Below are 21,599 nucleotides of genomic sequence, written 5' to 3' on the forward strand. Positions count from 1 at the left end.
GTGAATGCGGAAGAGTTAGAAAACTCATTCACATGTGCATCTTGTTGTCTTTCTTCTTTTAAAATGCCTAGTTTGTACATTATTTGTCTTGCCTCCTTAATTTATGTCCCTAACAATTGATTTGGTTGTTTCATTTCTTAGGGTTATCTTTTGCACTTTTTTTAATATGAAAGTAAAATTAGTAGTAGTAATTATCAATAGAAGTCATTCTCGTTTTTAAGCAAAACGAGAATGACTTCTATTTTTATTTGATAGGTAGGGGATTGAATTCCCCTTTGACGGCGAAAGTGACGGTTATAAAAAAAAGCCTATCAAAAATAGATTGGCTAGTTGTTCTTACTATTTTATTTTGTACTTCTCACAATTAAATAACGAACGTTATTTAATTGTGAGAGAAAAGAGCTTTAACCCACTTTTCCAATTTTTTTAGCAAATTTACACTGATAAAAGGGAGAATTTACTCATTGCTTGACGCTGATCCTCAAGAAAAGAATAGGTATACGTGTCCAACGTCATTTTGATAGACGCATGCCCTAATAAAGCACTCACTGTACTGATGCTAATCCCTAATTCTACACAACGAGTCGCAAATGTATGGCGTAGTGCATGAAAACCGACATTTACTATCCCTACTTTTGCTTTAATTCGTTCAAATCGGTAGCTAATCGTTCTTGGCTCTATTGATTTCCCGTGATATTCTACGACATATGAGGACGTTGCTTGACTCTTTGCCTGAATAAGCTGTTCATTTAAACAAGGAGTCATGGGAATAATCCGTTTCCCCCGTTGTGTTTTAGGCGCCGTTTCAATCAATTTTGTTTTGGATGACTTATTTACATAATCAAAAATACGTTGTTTTGTTCGACGTACATGGATCACTTGTTGTTCAAAATCGACATCTTCCCATCTTAATGCACTGATTTCGCCAATGCGCATGCCTGTTTCTAGCGCAATAACGATGGGGAGCCCGTGGATTGTTTTCTTACTTTCTTTTAAAATTTTGGTATGTTGTTGACGATTTAATGCGGGGACTTGTTCTTTTTGAACCTTTGGCAAAGAGATGTCTTCCGCCGGGTTTGTATAGAGATAGCCCCTGTCTCTGGCTCCTTTCAAACAGCTTTTTACTAATCGAAAGACAATGTGAATAGATGCTGGAGACAGTTTGTCTTTTAGCTGATCGACTAACCGTTCCAGTTGCTTCTTATCCACACGATGTAAGGGAGTTTTACCAATGATAGGTAATATGTGTAAAGACAGTTTATTTTGGTAGCTTGAATACGTGCTTTCTTTGATGTTTTCTTTCATTAATTGGTTCAGCCAAATAATTGACCAAGTCTCAAAAGTTCCTTGAAATCGCTCTTGATAAGACCTTTGTTCAAGAGAATGAAATAGTCTTTTTTCCAGAAGTTGTTCACGAACTGTTCGATAAGATCGTCCATAAATATAGCCATAATAGATGGAACCATCTGCTTTTCGTGCTTTAGGGTATCGTCCTTCCCAGCGACCATCTTTTCTTTTGTAAATATTTTCGCCTCTTGCCAAAATAACTCATCCTTTCAAATTTTATTGACGGCGGAATTGACGGCTAAAAAAAACGAGCTATTTTCTCCACCTAATGATGTTGTTTTACAATAGAAGCAACGCTATTAAAAAATTGTCATTTTTTAGATAAATATTGTTTCAAAAAAGGAAAAATTAAAATTTATCACAAAAAAACCTTGTAATTTTAATTTATATCTATTAGAATTACTCTTGTAGCGAAATAATAAGTAGATAAAAACGACATATTAAATAAATAAACAAAAGAACGTTTCTCGTTTTGCTTAAAAACGAGAAACGTTCTTTTATTCATTTATAACATTTCTATTTCATTATATATTTCATTTTTTCCCCTAATTTGAGTTTTTTTTGCAATACCCTTTGTTTATCCAATAGAAATGAAGGTGTAAGAAGTTCTTAAATAAACAAAAAAATATGATTTGCTTGTGTTATATCCTCATTTTTCTTTAATAAAAAATCGTGGGATTTAAAAGAATCTAAACTGGAAATACTCTAACACTACGATTCAACAGTTGTTTTAGAAAAAGAGACGGAGAAAATTTACCCTCAACGAAAAATTGATGTCCAACCAGCTTTAGGTTATCTGAAGAATTGTTTACGTTTCTATCGGTTCTTTGGTCAGGATAAATAAACATGATTTTCCCAATAATATAAAAGTAAAAGACCGAAAATCCTTTTTAAGATTTTCGGTCTTTTATTTTATAGTTCTTAGGACGTAAGTCCCAAGCTCTTTTACTATTCGTTTGATTATCTACCGACGATAAAAGTCAATTCACATTCACAAACTTTTTTATCTTCAACAAAAGCAGTCGCTTTCCCGATTCCTACAAAATCTCTGATTTTTACGATTTCAAAGTGTAATTTTAATACATCTCCTGGAACTACTTTTTGACGGAATTTCGCTTTGTTGATTCCTCCGATATACGCTGTTTCGCCTTTAAATTGATCCATTTTCAAAATCAAGATCGAACCAACTTGTGCTAATGCTTCAATAATCAAAACACCTGGCATTGTTGGGTTTCCAGGGAAATGACCTTGGAAGAATTCTTCATTGATCGTCACATTTTTTGTCGCAATAATTTTTTTATCCGTGATGATTTCATCCACATAGTCGATAAAGCAAATTGGGTAACGGTTTGGAATCATTTCCATAATTTCTGTTGCATTCATTAATCTTGTCATTGTTAGTTTTCCTCCCATTTTTTCATACAAATAACGCCATTATGACCGCCAAAGCCAAACGAATTACTAATTGCATATTCTGCTTGTACGGGGCGTGAACCATCTGTTACATAATCTAAATCACATTCTGGATCTGCTACTTCATAGCCTACTGTCGGATGCGCAATGCCTTCTTGTAACGTCTTCACACAAGCAATTGCTTCAATTCCTCCTGCCGCTCCTAAAAGGTGACCTGTCATACTTTTCGTGCTTGAAATTGGAATATCATAGGCGCGTTCGCCAAATACACGTTTCAAAGCTGCCGTTTCAGCTGCATCATTGGCTGGTGTTGAGGTGCCATGAGCATTGACATAACCGACATCAGTCGCCTTGATCTCAGCTTCAGCTAAAGCTAATTCGATCGCATCTGCCGCTCCACTACCATCTTTTAACGGCGCTGTCATATGGCTAGCATCACAATTACTACCATAACCTACGATTTCACCTAAAATTGTCGCACCACGTTTTTGAGCGTGCTCCAGTTCTTCTAACATCAACATGCCTGCACCTTCGCCCATCACAAAACCATGTCTTTCTTTATCAAACGGAATTGATGCTCTTGTTGGATCCTCTGTTGTATTCAACGCACTCAACGCTGCAAAACCAGCAATTCCGATTTCACAAATCGTCGCTTCTGTTCCACCCGTGATCATCATATCTGCTAAGCCATATTTGATTGTACGGAACGCTTCACCGATTGCATTGGTCGCGGACGCACAGGCTGTGACGATTGTTTGAGAAGGTCCTTTTGCCCCTAATTTGATAGAGATATTCCCTGAAGCCATATTTGCGATCACCATTGGTACAAAGAACGGTGTCACTCGTTTAGCCCCTTTTTTATCCATGACTCTGACTTGATCTTGTAACGTCGTCATGCCACCAATACCACTGCCCACGATCACACCAAAACGTTTTGGATCGATCGTTTCTTTTGTCAGACCACTCATATTCCATGCTTCCATCGCAGCGACTAAACCATATTGTGAAAATAAATCCATTCGCTTTTGCTCTTTACGATCAAGAACTTCACTTGGATCAAAGTCTTTCACCTCACCCGCAAGTGCCACACCTGTATCTTCAGAATCAAACTTAGTGATTTTAGCGATTCCTAATTTTCCATTGACTAGATTTTGCCAATACTCTTTTACCGTATTTCCCAAAGGAGTCACTGCTCCCATTCCAGTTATTACAACTCGTTTCATCGTGCACCTCCACTATTGTTTTGACTATCAAATTAAAAAAAACTTGCTTAAACAACACTTTTTTGTTTAAATTTAAGTAAAATAGTTTGACTTTCAAAGTATTTTAGTTAATAATTCAGACATCCGATAAAATGTCTGTACAGGTGTTGTTTATTCGTTAGAGAATTTTTTTATCATTCTCAACACAGATAATACCAGTTGCAATTTTATCCGTCAACTTAAATAAAATCAAATCGTTCGATTTTGTTAAGATGTGAGACCTTTTCACACACTAAAAATAATTTTAAAAGGGGAAAAACCATATGTTTCTAAAAAATAAAAAAGTCGTCGTGATGGGCGTCGCAAACAAACGAAGTATTGCTTGGGGTTGTGCCAAGGCATTAAAAGAGCAAGGCGCTGATATTATTTACACGTACCAAAATGAACGCATGAAAAAACAATTGTTAAAATTAGCTGAACCAACAGATTTGCTTGTTGAATGTGATGTGGCCTCTGACGAGTCGATCGCTCAAGCTTTCCAAACAATCCAAGAAAAATACGATAAGATCGATGGATTAGTACATGCCATTGCTTTTGCTAACAAAGAAGAATTAGATGGAAATGTTAGTGACATTAGCCGCTCAGGTTTCTTATTGGCTCAAGATATCAGCAGTTACTCACTTTTAGCTGTTGCACATTATGCTAAACCAATGTTAAATCCTGGCTCAGGCATTGTGACAATGACGTATCTTGGTTCTGAAAGAGCGATCCCAAATTACAATATGATGGGGATTGCCAAAGCATCTTTAGAGACAGCCGTAAAATATCTAGCTTATGAATTTGCAGCAGACAAAATCCGTGTGAACGGGATTTCAGCAGGCGCAATCAAAACACTCGCCGTAACGGGTGTAAAAGATTATGATCAATTGATCAAAATTTCAGAAGGCCGTACACCAGACAAAGCAGGTGTTACGATTGAAGAAGTTGGTAATACTTGTGCATTTTTAGTCAGTGAACTAGCAGCTGGTATCGTAGGAGATATTATTTATGTAGATAAAGGGGTTCACCTTACTTAAAAAAATGAAGCTGAGATACAACTAAAGAAGTTTATCTCAGCCTCATCTTTTCATGTAAATCCTAATTTCTAAATAAGTTTTTGCAAATAACCACGATTTACTTGCAGCGTCAGTTGTAGATCGAAATAATAATACGGCAGTTGCTGTGTTAATGTGATCACAAGTGAGCTTAGTAAATGTGTCGCAATCAGCGTTACGATCAGCTGTAACCAACTATTGGCAAAAAAATCATAGCTATTCACCAAATTAGCTGTCCACAAAATACATAGCGGATGGATGAAAAAATAGTATTTTCCTAAATCTCTCAACCGTTTTACATCTATTTTCTCCTCCACATTTACAAACAAACTCCAACAAAAAAGGCAGCTAGTAAATGGAATGAGCATCCACATAAAATTCTTATCAATCCCAACATTTGAATACACGATGATTCCTTCACCTATTAAAAGAAGCCCAGTGAAGACTACAAGTACGCCCATATACTTCTGAGAGCTGATAATTTTTTCTCGATGATCCCATAAAAAGAATCCCATCGCCACAAAGATCAAGGCGAAAAACAAACCATTGCGTGTTGTAATAAATAAGCCCATATACTGATCAAAAAACACCTTCAATTGATCATTACCTATATATGCATAATAGGTTTCTAAGGTACCGAATCCGTACATCAGAGTTGCCAGACTGAACAACGCGATATATCCTGCTTGTTTTAGTAACCACTGAACACAAATGATTCCGAAAATCGCCGCTGGTATGTACCAAAGATGATAGTACGTTCCTGTATAAAACAAACCGGCCACTAAAGCTACTGGATACAACGTGGGGGTCAGTGAATAATTTTGCTGAATCCACATGAACCCAATAGGTAAATAAATCAGGCTCCAAAAAAAATAAGATTTCGCTAGCGATTTGATATACTGCTTTGTGTAATCGGACGACTGACTCTGTCCTCTTCTAACAAAATAACTCGTTGAAATCAAAAAATATGGAACCGCAAATCGACATAAAACATTCTTAAATAAATGATTGATTGCCGGATCTTGAAAAATACTTTCACAATGGAAACAAATAACTAAAATCGCGGCTATGTATTTGACCAAATCAATTCCCTTGCTATCCATCTGCTTTTCTTTTGCTGCTCTTTTGATTTTTTTCACCCCACCCCAATAACTTCCAACCAACTTCGTTTTCCTATATTTAAGTATAACAAAGCATATTTTATAATTTATCGGTACTGAGACTGATTTTTTAGTACTGCTTAAGGTTATCCCTCTGCTGAAGGAGCATTTTAATAGCAAAAAAGAGAACAACTTCTATCGTTCTCTCCCTCGTCTAATAGCCCTAATAAGATTATAGTACCTTAATATATTACAATGATCGGTTACTTCCATAGAATAGTGGGATGGTTTCTGCATTGCTGCGAATTGCCTCAACAGCTTCTTCCTCATTTGGCAGATCTAAAGATTCTTGGAATGCTTTATCTACGTTGATCTGAATTGTACTAAATTTTTCATGGTGCCTGATCTGATGCGCAACTTTTAAAGATTCTACCCATAAATAATAGCTTTGGTCTTTCGTTAGGATATCGATCAATGTCACAAAATTACCGCCTACATTCCGAAAATACTTACCAAATTTTAGATTTATTTCCGATATATCGCTTAGAGAAAATGTGGTTATTGGCTGTTCCACAGGGATATTTATAGCCAGTTTAAATTTCCCAATCTGATCAATAGAAACACGTTCACCACTAAAGCTACATAAACAGTTAGCATAGCCCATCATTTTGGAAAAAGTCGCTTGAGGAAAAATTATTTCTTCAATCTTTATAAATGTGTTCACTCGTTGGCCTTCTAGAAACAGCGGCTGAATATCTTGTACATAAGCACTGTAAAATGCAGCATTATTCTTTTTTTCTTGGTTTTGATCCATATGACTTTGCCTTCTTTCTTTCCCATCAAACAATCCTCTAAAGAAACTAGGCTTTTTACGTCCTAAAAGAATATCTACACTGATGTTGAAATAGTCAGAAAGCCTAATGACATTTTCTAAATCTGGAAGACTTTTTCCTAGCTCCCATTTAGAAATTGTTTGGCGTGAGATATTTAAATAGTCAGCTAATTCCTGTTGTGAGATTTGTTGTTCCTGACGGAATTTTTTGATTTGTTTACCAATTTCTACAGTCACTATAAGTCACTCCATTCTTAACGTCCATCGTTTTTGTCGCACAAATATGTTGCTTTCATTCATTATACAATAAAGACCTGCGCAACACTACGTTGCTTATTGATTTAATCATGTTTAGCGCGGTAAAAAAATCTCCACTACATTCATTTTATCAATAAATGCGGCAGAGATTTTCTTCTATATTTGAGTGACGATTATTCTTCCTACAACTTTTTTGCTAATTGAAATTGTGTCAACTGCAATGTAATACCGATTTTTTCCAACTCCTTGTATTCAGGAATCTCCATATCAAAATTAGCTACTTTAACACTATCAACATTTTCTTGTTCCTTTAACGTAAGTAAAATATCCGTTATTACATTTTTATTTTTTTGCTCAGGTACATGAAATTGTTTAAGAATCAGAGCCTTATCACCAGATTCTTCTGCTAAGTTAAAACTAATTGCGCCAATTTTTGTTTCTTCTTGATAAATATCATAATTTTTATCTGAAAAAATACAGCGGTTCTGCCACGGTGTCCATTGTTTTTCAAGCAACGCTAATTCTTTTACTGAAGCTAGTTTAAAGTGAATACTCCTTTGAGCTTTAGACGTAGTTGGTAACATGATTGTCCCAACTGCCAGCTCATTCACAGTGTGAAAGCCTTTCGCTTCGTATAATTTCCTTGCACGCTCGTTGGCTGCAATCACTTCAAGAATCAATTGATCGCAATGATTTTCCTTTGCCACGTTTTCTGCGTAGTCCATTAATTTGGACGCAACTTTGCTTCTACGATATTTTGGAATCACAGCCATGCCGCCAACCCACATCACTTTGGTTTGCTGAAAGGTTTCGATCCCTAAAAGAATGATCCCTGCAAATTCTCCATCCACAGAAAAAACAGCGGAGAGTTTTTTTGAAAGGTTTAGCGACTGGATTCTATGGTCTAATGCCTTTTGGTCTACATGGATCGGTAACAGGTAGTCGCTGAACCCTTGATTCCATGTTTCTACAACTTGTTGAAAATCGGCTTTGTCTATCGTTATAAACATAATGGTTCTCCTTTAGCTTTTTACTCTGTCTATTTAACTATAAACAAATTTTAAACGATTCATCGTTTTTTAGAAACAATAATGTTATCCATTTTGAAATAGGTTTCAAAACCTTCTTGATTACGGAGATAAACTTGATTCTTCAAAACTTCGATATAAGGTGTTTCCAAGAAAATCGTCACAACAAGTTGTTCCAGCTTCCGCATAAGTTCCGCTCTTTTTGGAGATGCTAGACACTCTAAAAGTAGCTCATCTGATTTTTCTACAAGCACGACTTCTTTACCTCGCTCAGCTAAATCGATTGCAATCAGACATTCCAATACGCCACTACCCATAATCAAAATGCGTTCATCCAACTGATTTTCTGATACTTCCTGTATTTCTTGTTCCCCCGATGAAAGCTGGTACAAATGACATTCTTTAAATCCTGTAAAACTCATCTCAGCTCACCTCATTGCTTAATAAGATGTTTATCAGCAACAACATAAACATGATCTGCTACAGGAGAATAAAACTGTTCATCATTTGAAATCAACAAGACACTGCCTCTAAACGATTTTAACGCCTCTTGTAGCGCTTTTCTTGAATCGACATCTAAATGATTGGTTGGTTCGTCTAAGATCAAGAAATTACTTGGTTGCATCGTTAAATCGCACAACTTCACTTTTGATTGTTCCCCACCACTCAACATGTAAAGATTTTTTGAAGCAATTTCTCGTTTCAAACCACATTTAGCTAGTTCTCGGCGTACATCTTCATAGGTCAGCTTCGTGTATTTGTTTGCTAACGCTTCGATCGGTGTCCATTCTGTCTTTTCCCATTCGATTTCTTGTGAATGGTAGCCCACAACAACTTGAGGTGAAAATTGAGCTTTTCCAGAAATCGCCGGTACTATTGATAGGAGTGTTTTCACTAATGTAGATTTACCTAAACCGTCTGCGCCAGTGATCACTATTTTCTCTCCTTTTTTTACTTGTAGGTCGCGCACAGTAAGCAATGATTCTTTGTAGCCAACGCTCAATTCATCGATCATCATGACATTTGGCGAACTTTGAGGCATTAATTTAAAAGAGAAATTCGATTTGATTTTCTTCTCAGGCTCTTTCAGGCGATCCATCTTTTCTAAATGTTTTCTTCTACCTTGGGCCATTTTGGTTTTGATCCCCGCAATATTTTTTTGTATAAAGGCTTCGGTTTCTTTTATTTTTCGTTGTTGCGCTTCAAATTGACTTTGGTAAGCTTCTGATAAATGCGCTTTTTGTTTTAAGAAATCGGTGTAATTACTGTGGTATTTTTTGATCGAACCAAAATCGATATCACAGATACATGTAGCGATGTTACTTAAAAAATCTGTATCGTGAGAAACGATGATAAAAGCATTCTCGAAAGCATTTAAATACTCTGTCAGCCATTCGATATGTTCTTGATCTAAATAGTTCGTTGGTTCATCTAAGATCAAAACAGATGGTTTTTCCAATAAAAGTTTAGCTAAAATGACTTTTATTTGATCCCCACGATTTAATGAGCTTAGTGTTTGATCGGCATCACCATCACTGATACCAAGCCCTGTTATTGCTTTATTGATATCGTTTTCGACTTGATAAAATCCTTTGATTTCTAATTGTTCTTGATAGGTTGCAGCTCTTGTTAATAATTGATCATCGCCTGTCTCACCATATTTTTCGTAAAGTTTCAACATCTCTTTTTCTGTGTTAAATAAGTCTTGATAGGCTGAGGTTAAAAATTCATTGATCGTAAGTGATTGATCCATATCTACATACTGGTCTAAATAGCCTAAAGTAGCCGCAGGATTCCATGAGATCGCACCCGCATCTGGCAAAACAGTGCCTAAAAGCATCTTTAATAAGGTACTTTTACCTGCACCATTTTTACCGACGATGCCCATATGTTCATTGCTTCTTAGGGTAAATGAGCTGTTTTCATAAAGCTGTTTATCTGGTACTGCATAAGTTAAATCTTTGACTTGTAATAATTCCATTATATTTTCCTCTTTCGTGTAGTTTCCCTGATTTTTACTAAAGAACATACAAAAAAGACCCATAGACAAAATGTCTAGGGCCTTTTTAATCTATATATCCTTCAGTAAATGAGCATACAAAAAGCATAGCAAAAATCTGCTATTTCTTTAGTATACTAAATTTACTGATGAATAAGAAAAGCTCTTAAGCTTTTCGATTAAGCTCCATACAACACTTCATCAAAAATAAGTTGTAGGGAGCTAAGAGTTGAAATAAATAATACGTACATTTGAAACACCTTCCTCAGGTGTTACTCTACCATTTTGGAAAAAAATAGTCAAATCCAGATAAAATAAGGCTAAATTATCGTTGTTGCTATTCATTTAAGAACACTATACACTAAGAAAAAACAAAGGAGTCTCATTATGAAAATCGAACGCTTACTAGGAATCTTATTTTACATTCTTAATCGTGACCGTGTTAGTGCAACCAGACTTGCAAAAGAATTCAACGTTTCACGCCGAACAATCATTCGAGATATCGATACACTTTCTTTAGCAGGTGTCCCAATCTATGCTGAGGTCGGTGTAAATGGCGGTTACGCCATCAATCCAGACTATCAAGTCAGTAATAAAATAATTGACCAGACCAATGCTGATTATCTGTTACTTGCTTTAGAAAGTTTAAAAAGTGTCTACGGCACTAAAAAAGTCAATGATACTTATGAAAAAATCAAAGCGGTCTATGCTCTTCCAGATGATCAGACACTATTAGAAATCGATTTTTCAGTCGTAAATGAAAATAGTTCTGTAATAGAAAATATCGCGCTATTAAAAAATGCCGTTCAAGAAAAAAAGGCTGTTTCTTTCGATTATATCAATCTCAAAAAAGAAAAAAGTCATGTCACCATCGATGCACTTCATGTCTTTTATAAATGGTATGCGTGGTACCTTTTAGGCTATAATCAGGAAAAACAAGAATGCCGTATGTATAAAATCATCCGACTCAGAAACTTAAATGTTCAATCTGAACAGTGGCAAAACGACTATGATGTAGCTGATTTAATGCAAAAACACGTCGAACAGCAACACACGGATGTACAATCCATAATTATTGAATACCAAAAAGAAAGCCAAATCCTTATAGAAGAATATTTTCAAGGCGAAACGCTCAATGAGTCGCCCACAACGCGGACAATTGAACTAAAAATGAGAGAAAACAACTTTATGTTATTTTCTCTGCTCTTAGGTTTTGGTGATCAGATCAAGGTCTTAGCTCCTGCTTCATTTGCTGAAAAAATAAAAACTCATTTAGAAGCAACCTTACAAAACAATTACCCAAACAGTGACAGATAGTTGTCACTGTTTTATTGTTACAATACATTTAAACCACCGCACTTTATAAAGTAGCAACGGTGTAAAGAAAGGATGTTTCAAATGAAATCAATTGTTTATGTTTATATTTTAGATACTATGGCAGACTGGGAACTAGGCTATATCACAGCGGCAATCAACACAGCAGCTAGTTATAATCAAACAACTCCGGTTTATTCTATTCAGACAGTCAGCCTTACAAAAGAGCCTATCCGCACATTAGGAGGTTTAACGATCATTCCAGATTGTTCTATTGATGAGATCAATGAACGTGCCCTAGCAGCATTATTATTGCCTGGAGCAAATACTTGGAACGAAGCAAAACATCAAACGATTTTGCACAAAGCAGAAGATTATCTAAATGCTGGAATCCTAGTCGCTGCCATTTGTGGTGCAACACTTGCCCTTGCTGACTTAGGCTTACTGAATAGCCGTCTGCATACAAGTAATTCAAAAGAATTTCTAACTACTTTTTCTAGTCACTACACAGGTAACACTTTCTATCAAAATACTTTATCGGTAGCTGACCGCCATTTGATTACAGCAAGTTCGGCTGGTTCCTTATTATGGGCTAAGCAAATCATGGATTACTTAGACGTTTTATCAAAACCAATGCTCGAAGCTTGGTATAATTATCATGCAACAGGTGATCCTAAATACTACACCGAATTAATGACCTCTACTCAATAACTAATCAACCAAACTAAAGATAAAAGGATAGAAAGTAAACTCTATGAGTCGACTCCTATCCTTCTTTTGTTATAACTCATCCGTTTTATTTCTTTTATCAACATTTACACTCTTTCTTAAGTCTTTCAAAATATGTGATTTTTTAGGTTCAAATAAGAAATTCACCAAAACAGCCATTAATGTCCCGACAAGTGTTGCAAGTATTCGCTGTAAAACATAGTTTTTATCATTTACAGGTGCAACGAGCGTCATTGTGATCAATGTCATTACAGAGCCTCTCACTGTAATCGGACTTTTCACACCACCAGAAATCGTTACAGTAAGAAAAATGAGTAATGGGATAAAAATAAGTCTGGATAATCCTTCATCCGTTAAATGATTTTGGATCAACAAATAAACCGTGCCAAAAAAACAACCGATTGCAGTACCGAGCATACGATACCTTGCAAAGATCCAGACATCAACTGTTTTCGGGTAAATTCCAAAAGCTGCTGTACTTGACGAAATCATCATTAAACTTGTATTGTCGGGATTCCCAACAACGGTATAAAAGGCAATGCACATAAACACAACAGCTGCCATTTTAATTGTTCTCTGTTCAATATGTATTTTGGTAAATCTCACGTTACTTTCACCTTCTAAATTTTATCTCTATTCCGCTTTAGACATTTAACAACTCACTTAAGATAAATCTTACGTAACTGAGCGATTTTTTCATCTGAAAAATTTAACACTTGCGTTACATATGTATGAAAACTGCCATATTCTTGATCGATTGTTGCAAAAGCTGTGTCTAAATATGTTTTTTTCACTTCTAACATCTGCTTGAGTTGATCCATTTGTACATCAGAAAGTTGATAGGATGTTTCTAATTGTTCCTGTAGCTTGTTATTAGCCTCTCTACGCATTTTATTCGTTAGTAAATAATCTTGGTAAATAGCCTCTTTCGATACCCCTAACACGCTTAAAACTAACGCTGACGCAAAACCCGTTCGATCTTTTCCAGCAGAACAGTGAAAAACCAATGGCTCTCCTTGTATCTCAAGCAATAGCTCTAAAAATGTTTGATAGCCTTTCTGTGCTGAATCCAACAAAACGAGATTTTTATAGATAGCCTCCATCATTTCATCTGCTGGAATCGTTGCTGTCATCATACTTTCGATACTGCCATTCTCGTCCATACTATCAGCCAATACATTGATCGGGACATATTTGACCCTCTCCATAACGGTGTCAGGCTGACTTTTTTTCTCCTCTTCACTGCGAAAATCAACAATCACTTTTAGTTTACAATCTTTCGTTAAAAAAAGTTGTTCTGTTTGAGTTAATTCAGTTAAACTGCCACTTCGAAACAATTGTTGCTTATTCACTTTTTTATCATTAAAAGCACACTTGCTACCAATATCTCTAAAATTCGTAATCGTGTTCATATTATTCCTCCAATAATTAACCTAATTTGCTAAAAAATCCCTGTCAAAGAATTTATTTGGTTTGATTCAACCAGAGTCGACAGGGATAAACGAGTATTTATTTTTTTAGAGTGAGTGGTAAATTCACATCATATTCATGATCAACAGTACCTAGATCCTTGTCTTTTCCACCATATGTTCCATCAAATGTTAAGTGGATTTCTTTGATTTCGTCGATTTTGTCCATTTCTTCAAATTTGAAAAAGACATGCCCATCTTTTTCTTCACCCTTTGCAAAGAAATCATCCCAGTAATCAGAGAAATGTTCTCCGTCGATTTCTTCACCATTTTCCAGCACTAAGGTTGCTTTTCCTGGATGGATATGAAGATCTTTGTTGTCTTCATTGTTGTGAAGTTTAAAGTCCAAGGCTAATAGTCCTTTGTATTCATGGTCTTCGTTATCTTTGTATTTTTCAACTTCTACAATTTTCGCTTTATCGATTGATAATTTAACTCCCGACCAGCTATCATCTGACCAATCCGTGTCAAAGGTTGCTTTATCAATAACAAGTGCGTCCTTATTTCCGAATTCAATTTGCTTAAACTCACCGTCTTCACTTAAAGCGTATGTATCTTCTTTAATCGAACCATCAGCTGTTTCTGATGAACTTACCAAGTCCTCGTTGATAATTTTTCCTTCTTGTTTAGAACATGCGCCCAAACTGAATAAAACAGCCGCTGAAGCTAACACTAATCCTGTTAATTTAATCTTGTTCATAATTTGCACCTCTTCTATATTTTTATAAGATGGATCAAAGCAATTTTCCTGTTTGTATTGCTTGGGTAAAACGTTTTTTGACTCTTTATAGTGTATTGGTTTCTATTTAATCTTTTCCGGTGTAATTATTGTCCTCCCTTTCTTTTGTTAACCCTATTTTACCTCTGATTATTTTTAATTTTTTCTTCGATGTTGTCTGTTCATACGACTTAATTGGAAAAAAAATATTTTTAAGATACCAGACTCTTTTTGATACCGATTTTGTGTTTCTTATTTATTTTCAATCAAATCTTACTAGATATATAATAGGGACAAAGAATAAATTCCATCCGGAGGCAAATATGACCAAATTACCCAGCATCGGCAAACCTGCTACTAATGCACTTCATTCGATTGGTATTACAACGCTTGAACAAATTAGCTTGCTAGACAGAGCTAATCTTTCAAAACTACATGGTGTAGGACCTAAAGCAATCAGCATTTTAGAAAAATCTTTGGCTGAGCACAAGTTATTCTTTCAAGATTCCCCAAAGGATACATCATTGCCAAAGTCTGATTTTACAGTCCTTTGTTCTTTGAATTGCGACAATGCCCCAAAACGTAGAATGATTCGCGATTACATTGTTGCTGCAGCTTCTGGGAATCAATATTTACTAGAATCTATGCTATCTGACTCATTTCGTTGTATCATTCCTAATAAGAAAGCCATTGAAGATAAAAATACGTTTATCGCAATGCTACTCAAAGAAAAAATAGAGATTGGCTCCCTCGATATTCAATCTATTTTAACTCATGGAAAAGAAGGGGCAGCTCATGGGATCATCACAACTAAAGCAGGTGCTAAAATTTATTTTTCAATTATTATACGATTTAAAAGCAATCAAAAAGATGCACTGATTTCTGAAATTACTTCTTTTGTGATTCAATAGAATTTTGTACTCAAGATTATTTTAGTTTTTTCATCTAATCGTAAAAAAAGTACTGGATCGACACTTTGTAAAGTGCCGATCCAGTACTTTTTTATGATTTTAAATCAAGTTCAGCAAACAATAACATACGAAAAAATCTTTTTTGCGCATCTGAAATCTTGGAAAATAGATAATAAACAACAAATGATACAATCAGCAAAACTAGTTGTAAAATCTAACTCGATATATTTTCTGTCATCAGATAAATAGTTATTTTAATCTAAAAACATCTGAGGCTTGAGTATAATTCCATCACTTACAACTTGCTGGTATCACTATCATAGTATTCAAATAATTTTGGTTTAAACAATGTATTGATTTCTAATTTAGCTAAATCTTTCTTTTCATCTTCACCAAAACTAAACAATACTGGCAACATTTGCTCATTTAAATAAGACAATTCCAACTGATTAAGTTTAATTTTGGTTGGCTCTATTTTTCTATTTGATGCTAAATTGTATCCCCAATCTCCAAAAGAAGGAACATAGAGATGATATGGTACAACATGAGGAAATTCTTCTTTGAGAGTTTTATTGATACACCAAAACGCATTGCCTGTAAACAGCGGACTGTTTGATTGTGTTACCATGATCCCATCGTCCGATAAACGTTTGTTGATCAGGCGATAAAAGCTTGTTGTATATAATTTATTCAATGATTCATTATTAGGATCAGGTAAATCAGCAATCACGATCTGATATTGCTCTTTATTTTTCTCTAAAAAAGTAAAGGCATCTTCATAAACTAACTCAACTTTTTTATTGTCCATCGAATGCTCGTTTAATTTTGAAATTGCTGGATTTGTTCGACAAAGTTCAACCATTTCTTCATCTAAATCAACGAGCGTGATTTTTTCTACAGAAGAATATTTTAATAATTCCCGTGCAGCTAATCCATCGCCTGCTCCAAGCAATAAAATATTTTTTGGCTTATCGATTAATCCCAATGGAATATGAACCAGTGCTTCATGATATCTTTTTTCATCCATTGAAGAAAACTGCGTATTCCCATCTAAAAACAAGCGTAGGTCATCTTTGTGTTTAGTTACAACAATTTTTTGGTACAAGGTTTGTTTCGAAAAAATCACTTGATCTTCATATAGTCCACCTTCCAGAAAATTAGTCAAACGATTGCCAAAGAATATAAAAGAAACAATTACAATAAGCGATGCAACGATAATCGTTTTAAGACTTTTTTTCCATTTCAAGTGTTCATTATATTTAAAAACAATCACACTTGCTGCCAGAATATTCAAAATCCCCGAAATAAATGCAACCGTGATATAACCAAATATAGGTAGTAACAATAAAGGGAACGCTAATGAACCTAACAAACCGCCAATATAATCAAAGGCAAAAAGATTAGCTAGCTCATCTTTTAACACTTTATCATGCTGTTCTATGATTCTTACTAGTAAAGGAATCTCTAAGCCAACAAAAAAACCAATCCCAAAGGTTAAACCATACATCACAATTGAATAGACATCCGTATAGATATAACATAGAAAAAGAATGATACTTGAAAAACTACCTAATAATCCAACAATGATTTCTAAACTAGCAAAATAATCAAATAAATAATGATGAATAAATTTTGATCCGTAACTTCCAACCCCCATAGCAAATAAATAAATCCCGATGGTCAATGAAAATTGGACCACACTATTTCCCAATAAATATGAACCCAAACTACCTATGATCAACTCATAAATCATTGAACAACCAGAAATAATCAGTGTAGTAAACAGTAGCGGACGTATCTTAAAGTCTGTTTTTCTAAATTTATATTCTTCCAACAACCTATACCCCTCCCATTTTATGAACCCTTTTTAAATAACTGTTAAAGCCAAGAGTAAAATTAATCATTTTCATTTCTTATACCTCGCTTAACTGTTTGAAGATCGAGGGAGGACGGTTGATAATACTCCGCTAATTTTTCTACCACTTTCTTTGAGTCTGCTTTCCCACATGTAAATACGTCAATAAAAATGGACTGATGCTCTGGATAAGTATGAATAGCTAAATGGGATTCTTTCAATAACGCAAACAACGTATAACCGCCATTTGCAAATTCAGCTGCCTCTTGTTTGATTACATGGGCATCCCCTGCTAGACAAGCCTGGCTAATAATATTTTCTAGCTCATTCTGATTGAATAACGGAATGTTTACACCATAAAATTCAGCAAAAACGTGAGTACCGCTAAAATCGTGTTGTTTTGAATTATTTGCCAAAACCGGTACCCCCACCATCTTTTTTTCGTGCATTGATACTATTTTGTCTTGCAGAGGCAACACTTCCACTGTAATGAGACGCATCAATCGATCGTTCGATTGATCCATCTGAATAAGGTTCAGGTTGATTAGTTGTCGCTTTGTTATTTCCCCAGTTTCTGCTATTTACATAAAATGAACGAAGTCGGCCATGATTGCCCGCGTTATAAGAACTGTAACTATTTTGATAATCTTTATTAGGAAAAATCTGAATATATGTCTCTTGATTTTCTCCTATATAAATCAAAACAGTTTCCTTTTTCGTTTGAATCATTTTTTCCCCTTGTTCAATATTCTCTTTGTCCGTTGTGACATATAAAATACGTTCAGGATCAAGTTCTATTAAATTTTCACAGGTCTGATCCACAGATAAATCACTTTTATAAATTTTTGATTTAGTTTTACTAGAATCTTTAAACGTAACATTCGTCACTTCTTCGTACATTCTTGATTCTCTCACTTGTTTTTCTATCGTTGCCTGAGGAAAATGGATCAGCCCTTCTGATAAAGCAAAGAAAAATACCATAATCAATGCAATACAACTAATCATCATCGTTTTTTTAACTTTCTCATTCTTCCAAAATGGTGGACTAACAAACTCTAGTAACTCAAATTCAACATCATTAATAATTCGGCCATAAGAATATTCTACCCCGTCTGACCATTTTTCTTTTGATAAAATTTCGTTCTTTTGATTCGTAAAATCCGAGAAACTCACTTTTTCATTAGGATCAAAATCAACATCTCCAGAAGAACGTGTCACAACTGCAGTCCCAGTTTCAGCAATATTATACGTTTTATTCTTATATATTGCTTGAGACCCTGTCGTATTAAGTGTAACTTGCTTGTTTCCGACTTTCTTGAAAAGGCTGAGTACGTATTCATTACCTTGTGGCTCAACAACTAGCCAACTTTCTTTATTACTAGCCCTTGGCAATAAACGGTATTCAATCCAAGAATAGCTTCCTTGTCGGTAATTTGCCCAACCAACTACTCTATAAATTGTTTTTCCAATTGTTATTTCTTGGCCTTTTTTTATTTTATTCAGCGTGGATAGCTCAACTTTTCTTTTTTGAGACTGATTATTTTCTTTGATTGCGCCATGATACTCTATTTGTGAAGCCAGAATCATTTTTCCACTACTATATTCTGTTTCATCTGACCATTTTTCATAGCTTAAGAGTTTCTTATCATCAGTCTTAGAATGAAACTCTTTAAAAGTCATTCGTTCATTAAGTTCAGCATCCACCTCACCTTCCACAGCGATAACTGTTGCAGATCCGGATTCTGCTAATACATATTTTTCCCCTTCATACTCAGGAGTACTCAAACTAAAAAAAATAGCTGCAGATTGAAACAAACTATAGCTCTCGTCTGGGTTATCTTTGTCAATACTCAGCCACTTAATGTTCTGATTTTCCCCAACCAACTTGAATTCCCGCCAACAATAGTTTCCCTGCTGAAACTCAATGATTCCATTAATTTTGTACAGTATAGCTTCAACTGTTACTTCTTCTCCCAACAACATGTCATAGTTCATTATAATTCTCCTTTTATTTTATCCACCCCTCTTTAGTTTATCATAAGAGTAGTATGAGCAAAATACGTAATCTACATAAGAAGCCATTGTGTCTTTTGTCATTCTAGCATTTTAGTATGATCGAAAAGATAAGCTTGGTTTTGGACTTCTCCATTCCCATTGACAGTGTACTAAGTATTTTCAACTAAAAAAAGAGTGAAATAAAACTATAAAAGTTTCATTTCACTCTCTTCTTTTCTACTCTTATTCAATTGTAAATTCTTATTGATTTGTACGATTTCATTACCGAAATTCCGCCAGTCGCTTGCTCTAGGCGGAGCCAGCCAGATCAGACTACGTGCTGAAAAAGTTATCTGGGGAAGATAGTCAGAGACGATTAAATCTGTATCTGGACGTACGACTGGCTGAAAGTTTATGCTAAAAGAATCGAAAATCTTGATTTGCGCTTTGATAAATTGGTTATATTTTTCGCCTTGTGTGAAGTTCACATGGATATTAATCGTATTATTCTCATTTTCCTGATCGTATTGTTGAGAAAGTACGAGCAATAAATTGAAAAAAAGTGATTTCTTACTAAATTTAAATTCATCTTTGTCCAAGTGATAAATAAATGTATGGCAGACTTCAAAGACGATTGGATAACGCTCGTGAAAAAATTCCAAGTCCATCACACGTAACGTAAGATCAATCAAAGGCGTAACGAATTTGTGCTGATAGATCGTTCTATTCACATTATTCCAAAAATCAGGTCCTGTTAGTGTTAGCTGTGGATATAGGCGAATTTGTTGTGCCAACTGCTGTTGATACTTTTCGACCACCTCATTTTTAAGGTCGCAAAATTCGCTTTGATACATCGATAATTTGCTAAGAATACCACTTATTTCGGCTTCTTTTTCTCGGTTTGTTCCATTTAAAGTCTGCTTCACCCATTGTTCCAGCATTTGATATACCGCGTTCTTTTTATCAAAATCGACTGATTGAAAATGACTAGGCAAATAATAGCTATGCTTTTTATTTACTCTTTCTAGCATAACAAACAAGTAATGCTTAAACAGATAATACGTTTTTACTTCTTTACAATGCAGTTTCATAGCAGAAAGTAGCTCATTCACTAATAAGACATCCGATTGATTATATAACTCGTCTGAATCCTTATAGATTCGATAATAGAGCATGTTAAAATACTGGCGAATCTTCATTTCATCTCCAACTAATTGAAATGTTTTGGTTAATTTTATATCATACTGCATTAACTCTTTCCGGATTCTGTCAACAATTTTATAAACAACTGTGCGGCTCATACCATGTTTTTCCCCGTATTTTTTGATCGAAGAAAATTGGTTAAAAAAGATCGTTTGCAACAATGTAAATTCTAACGAATGCTTTAAATATCTCTCCTCTACAATACTTGATGATACATGAGAACCTTGAAAAAGGATGATCTCGTTATTTTGCTCGATCAATTCCATTTCATCGATCAGCTCAAACCTTTTCAAGTCCTCATTTATCTCTAAAACACTCCGTTCTAGAAGGTATTGGGAAATATCTAATTGCGCACATAAACTATCTTTACGTTCAGAAAACGAATAGTGCTGCTCTAATTTTCGGATAATGGATAGTTTTAAATTCGTTCGATCGTCTAATAACAAGAAATCCATTTATACTCTCCTTGTTCCATACAGAAGTGATCCTGATAGAAAACTCAACATATTACCAAAACTCGAGGAACCTGGCAGATCTGCTCCGCCAGAAGTTTCTAAGTTTCCCTTTGGTTTAGTTGGTTCATTTTGCAACAGGTCATCGTTCAGCATGATTTTTGTTTGAGAGTCACTTGGGGAATAGTGATTCATTACTCTTTTTTTATGTTTAGAACGGCTAAATTGATTGACGGATACTTTAGCAATAGATTCGTAGTTTTTATAGGAAAACTTTACAAAATAAACGCCAGTTTCTTGTGTATTGACGTTATTTTTAATCGTCACTTGGTTTATATTCAGCGGTTCACCAGCTTTATCTTTTAGTGAAACTACATTGTCTAACGGAGACCATTTCTCGTTTTGCTTGATGACGATATCTTTCAAGAGTAGCTCCGTCTGATTCTCTTTTACTTCAATTACAGCTGTTTCAACTTTCCCATCTACCTCGTAGGTCAGTTTATATTTCCCGGGTGTTGTTGCTTCTTCTCCATAAAACGTTTCAAAATGAGTAAAAAGTGCGGATGAAACTAGTAAGGTTGTCCCTATTATCAATGGTTTATTTTTCACTTATTCCTGCGCCTCCAAAGGTTGGATCAATCGAATAAAGGCCCGAACAGAAGCAATTGTAACCTTCCTTC

20 protein-coding genes are annotated in these 21,599 nt (G+C 35.1%); 4 read left to right on the forward strand and 16 right to left on the reverse strand.

Annotated elements, in window-relative coordinates; genetic code table 11:
- Positions 1 to 435 precede the first annotated feature (435 nt).
- The 3 genes from BCR21_RS14295 to fabF form a co-directional block, all read right to left on the reverse strand.
- Complete coding sequence (locus BCR21_RS14295; RefSeq protein ID WP_069647140.1) at positions 436 to 1,542, reverse strand: tyrosine-type recombinase/integrase; 1,107 nt, start codon at positions 1,540 to 1,542, stop codon at positions 436 to 438.
- Positions 1,543 to 2,307: 765 nt separating this feature from the next.
- Positions 2,308 to 2,742 carry a 3-hydroxyacyl-ACP dehydratase FabZ gene (gene fabZ / locus BCR21_RS14300; RefSeq protein WP_069647141.1) on the reverse strand — a complete coding sequence of 145 codons (435 nt, stop codon included), beginning with the start codon at positions 2,740 to 2,742 and terminating at the stop codon, positions 2,308 to 2,310.
- Positions 2,743 to 2,744: 2 nt separating this feature from the next.
- A complete protein-coding gene (fabF, locus tag BCR21_RS14305; RefSeq protein ID WP_069647142.1) occupies positions 2,745 to 3,983 on the reverse strand; it encodes a beta-ketoacyl-ACP synthase II in 1,239 nt (412 codons plus the stop codon).
- A 302-nt stretch (positions 3,984 to 4,285) separates the two neighbouring features.
- Here fabF and fabI point away from each other — a divergent pair, with 302 nt between their 5' ends.
- Positions 4,286 to 5,038, forward strand: coding sequence for an enoyl-ACP reductase FabI (fabI, locus tag BCR21_RS14310; protein ID WP_069647143.1), 753 nt, complete (start codon positions 4,286 to 4,288; stop codon positions 5,036 to 5,038).
- A gap of 68 nt (positions 5,039 to 5,106) precedes the next feature.
- Here the strand turns inward: fabI and BCR21_RS14315 are convergent, their stop codons facing one another.
- The 5 genes from BCR21_RS14315 to BCR21_RS14335 form a co-directional block, all read right to left on the reverse strand.
- A complete protein-coding gene (locus tag BCR21_RS14315; protein ID WP_084013331.1) occupies positions 5,107 to 6,219 on the reverse strand; it encodes an acyltransferase family protein in 1,113 nt (370 codons plus the stop codon).
- 187 nt (positions 6,220 to 6,406) lie between these two features.
- Entirely contained in the window at positions 6,407 to 7,225 is an 819-nt protein-coding gene (locus tag BCR21_RS14320) for a helix-turn-helix domain-containing protein (RefSeq protein WP_069647144.1), read from the reverse strand.
- A gap of 203 nt (positions 7,226 to 7,428) precedes the next feature.
- Positions 7,429 to 8,256: a GNAT family N-acetyltransferase gene (locus BCR21_RS14325; RefSeq protein WP_069647145.1), complete on the reverse strand. Its 828-nt coding sequence runs from the start codon at positions 8,254 to 8,256 to the stop codon at positions 7,429 to 7,431.
- 59 nt (positions 8,257 to 8,315) lie between these two features.
- Entirely contained in the window at positions 8,316 to 8,696 is a 381-nt protein-coding gene (locus BCR21_RS14330; protein ID WP_069647146.1) for an FAD-dependent oxidoreductase, read from the reverse strand.
- 11 nt (positions 8,697 to 8,707) lie between these two features.
- The gene (locus BCR21_RS14335; protein WP_069647147.1) at positions 8,708 to 10,255 is read right to left on the reverse strand and encodes an ABC-F family ATP-binding cassette domain-containing protein; all 1,548 of its coding nucleotides are present in this window, start codon (positions 10,253 to 10,255) and stop codon (positions 8,708 to 8,710) included.
- A gap of 405 nt (positions 10,256 to 10,660) precedes the next feature.
- Here BCR21_RS14335 and BCR21_RS14340 point away from each other — a divergent pair, with 405 nt between their 5' ends.
- Positions 10,661 to 11,590, forward strand: a complete 930-nt coding sequence (locus BCR21_RS14340; protein ID WP_069647148.1) for a helix-turn-helix transcriptional regulator — start codon at positions 10,661 to 10,663, stop codon at positions 11,588 to 11,590.
- A gap of 81 nt (positions 11,591 to 11,671) precedes the next feature.
- The gene (locus BCR21_RS14345; RefSeq protein ID WP_069647149.1) at positions 11,672 to 12,298 is read left to right on the forward strand and encodes a DJ-1/PfpI family protein; all 627 of its coding nucleotides are present in this window, start codon (positions 11,672 to 11,674) and stop codon (positions 12,296 to 12,298) included.
- Between the two features lie 69 nt (positions 12,299 to 12,367).
- On the opposite strand, the gene BCR21_RS14350 is transcribed toward BCR21_RS14345, so the two are convergent.
- The 3 genes from BCR21_RS14350 to BCR21_RS14360 form a co-directional block, all read right to left on the reverse strand.
- Positions 12,368 to 12,922 (reverse strand): FUSC family protein, encoded by a 555-nt coding sequence (locus BCR21_RS14350; RefSeq protein ID WP_276204497.1) that lies wholly within the window; start codon positions 12,920 to 12,922, stop codon positions 12,368 to 12,370.
- A gap of 53 nt (positions 12,923 to 12,975) precedes the next feature.
- Positions 12,976 to 13,728 (reverse strand): tyrosine-protein phosphatase, encoded by a 753-nt coding sequence (locus BCR21_RS14355; RefSeq protein ID WP_069647151.1) that lies wholly within the window; start codon positions 13,726 to 13,728, stop codon positions 12,976 to 12,978.
- Positions 13,729 to 13,825: 97 nt separating this feature from the next.
- Entirely contained in the window at positions 13,826 to 14,485 is a 660-nt protein-coding gene (locus tag BCR21_RS14360) for a hypothetical protein (RefSeq protein WP_069647152.1), read from the reverse strand.
- 341 nt (positions 14,486 to 14,826) lie between these two features.
- Between BCR21_RS14360 and BCR21_RS14365 the strand changes: the two genes are divergently transcribed.
- On the forward strand, positions 14,827 to 15,414 hold the full coding sequence (locus BCR21_RS14365; protein ID WP_069647153.1) for a helix-hairpin-helix domain-containing protein: 588 nt from the start codon (positions 14,827 to 14,829) through the stop codon (positions 15,412 to 15,414).
- A gap of 295 nt (positions 15,415 to 15,709) precedes the next feature.
- Here BCR21_RS14365 and BCR21_RS14370 read toward each other — a convergent pair whose 3' ends face one another.
- The 5 genes from BCR21_RS14370 to BCR21_RS14390 all read right to left on the reverse strand — a co-directional run bounded on the left by BCR21_RS14370 (position 15,710) and on the right by BCR21_RS14390 (position 21,528).
- A complete protein-coding gene (locus tag BCR21_RS14370) occupies positions 15,710 to 17,248 on the reverse strand; it encodes a polyamine aminopropyltransferase (RefSeq protein ID WP_069647411.1) in 1,539 nt (512 codons plus the stop codon).
- A 62-nt stretch (positions 17,249 to 17,310) separates the two neighbouring features.
- Positions 17,311 to 17,685 carry an adenosylmethionine decarboxylase gene (gene speD, locus BCR21_RS14375; RefSeq protein WP_167351794.1) on the reverse strand — a complete coding sequence of 125 codons (375 nt, stop codon included), beginning with the start codon at positions 17,683 to 17,685 and terminating at the stop codon, positions 17,311 to 17,313.
- On the reverse strand, positions 17,675 to 19,264 hold the full coding sequence (locus tag BCR21_RS14380; RefSeq protein WP_069647154.1) for a DUF4178 domain-containing protein: 1,590 nt from the start codon (positions 19,262 to 19,264) through the stop codon (positions 17,675 to 17,677). The genes speD and BCR21_RS14380 overlap by 11 nt, the downstream gene beginning before the upstream one ends.
- Before the next feature lie 206 nt (positions 19,265 to 19,470).
- A complete protein-coding gene (locus BCR21_RS14385; RefSeq protein WP_069647155.1) occupies positions 19,471 to 20,922 on the reverse strand; it encodes a helix-turn-helix domain-containing protein in 1,452 nt (483 codons plus the stop codon).
- The gene (locus tag BCR21_RS14390) at positions 20,923 to 21,528 is read right to left on the reverse strand and encodes a bacterial Ig-like domain-containing protein (RefSeq protein WP_069647156.1); all 606 of its coding nucleotides are present in this window, start codon (positions 21,526 to 21,528) and stop codon (positions 20,923 to 20,925) included.
- Positions 21,529 to 21,599 lie beyond the last annotated feature (71 nt).

It is taken from the genome of Enterococcus ureasiticus (assembly GCF_001730285.1).
GTDB lineage: Bacteria > Bacillota > Bacilli > Lactobacillales > Enterococcaceae > Enterococcus_L > Enterococcus_L ureasiticus.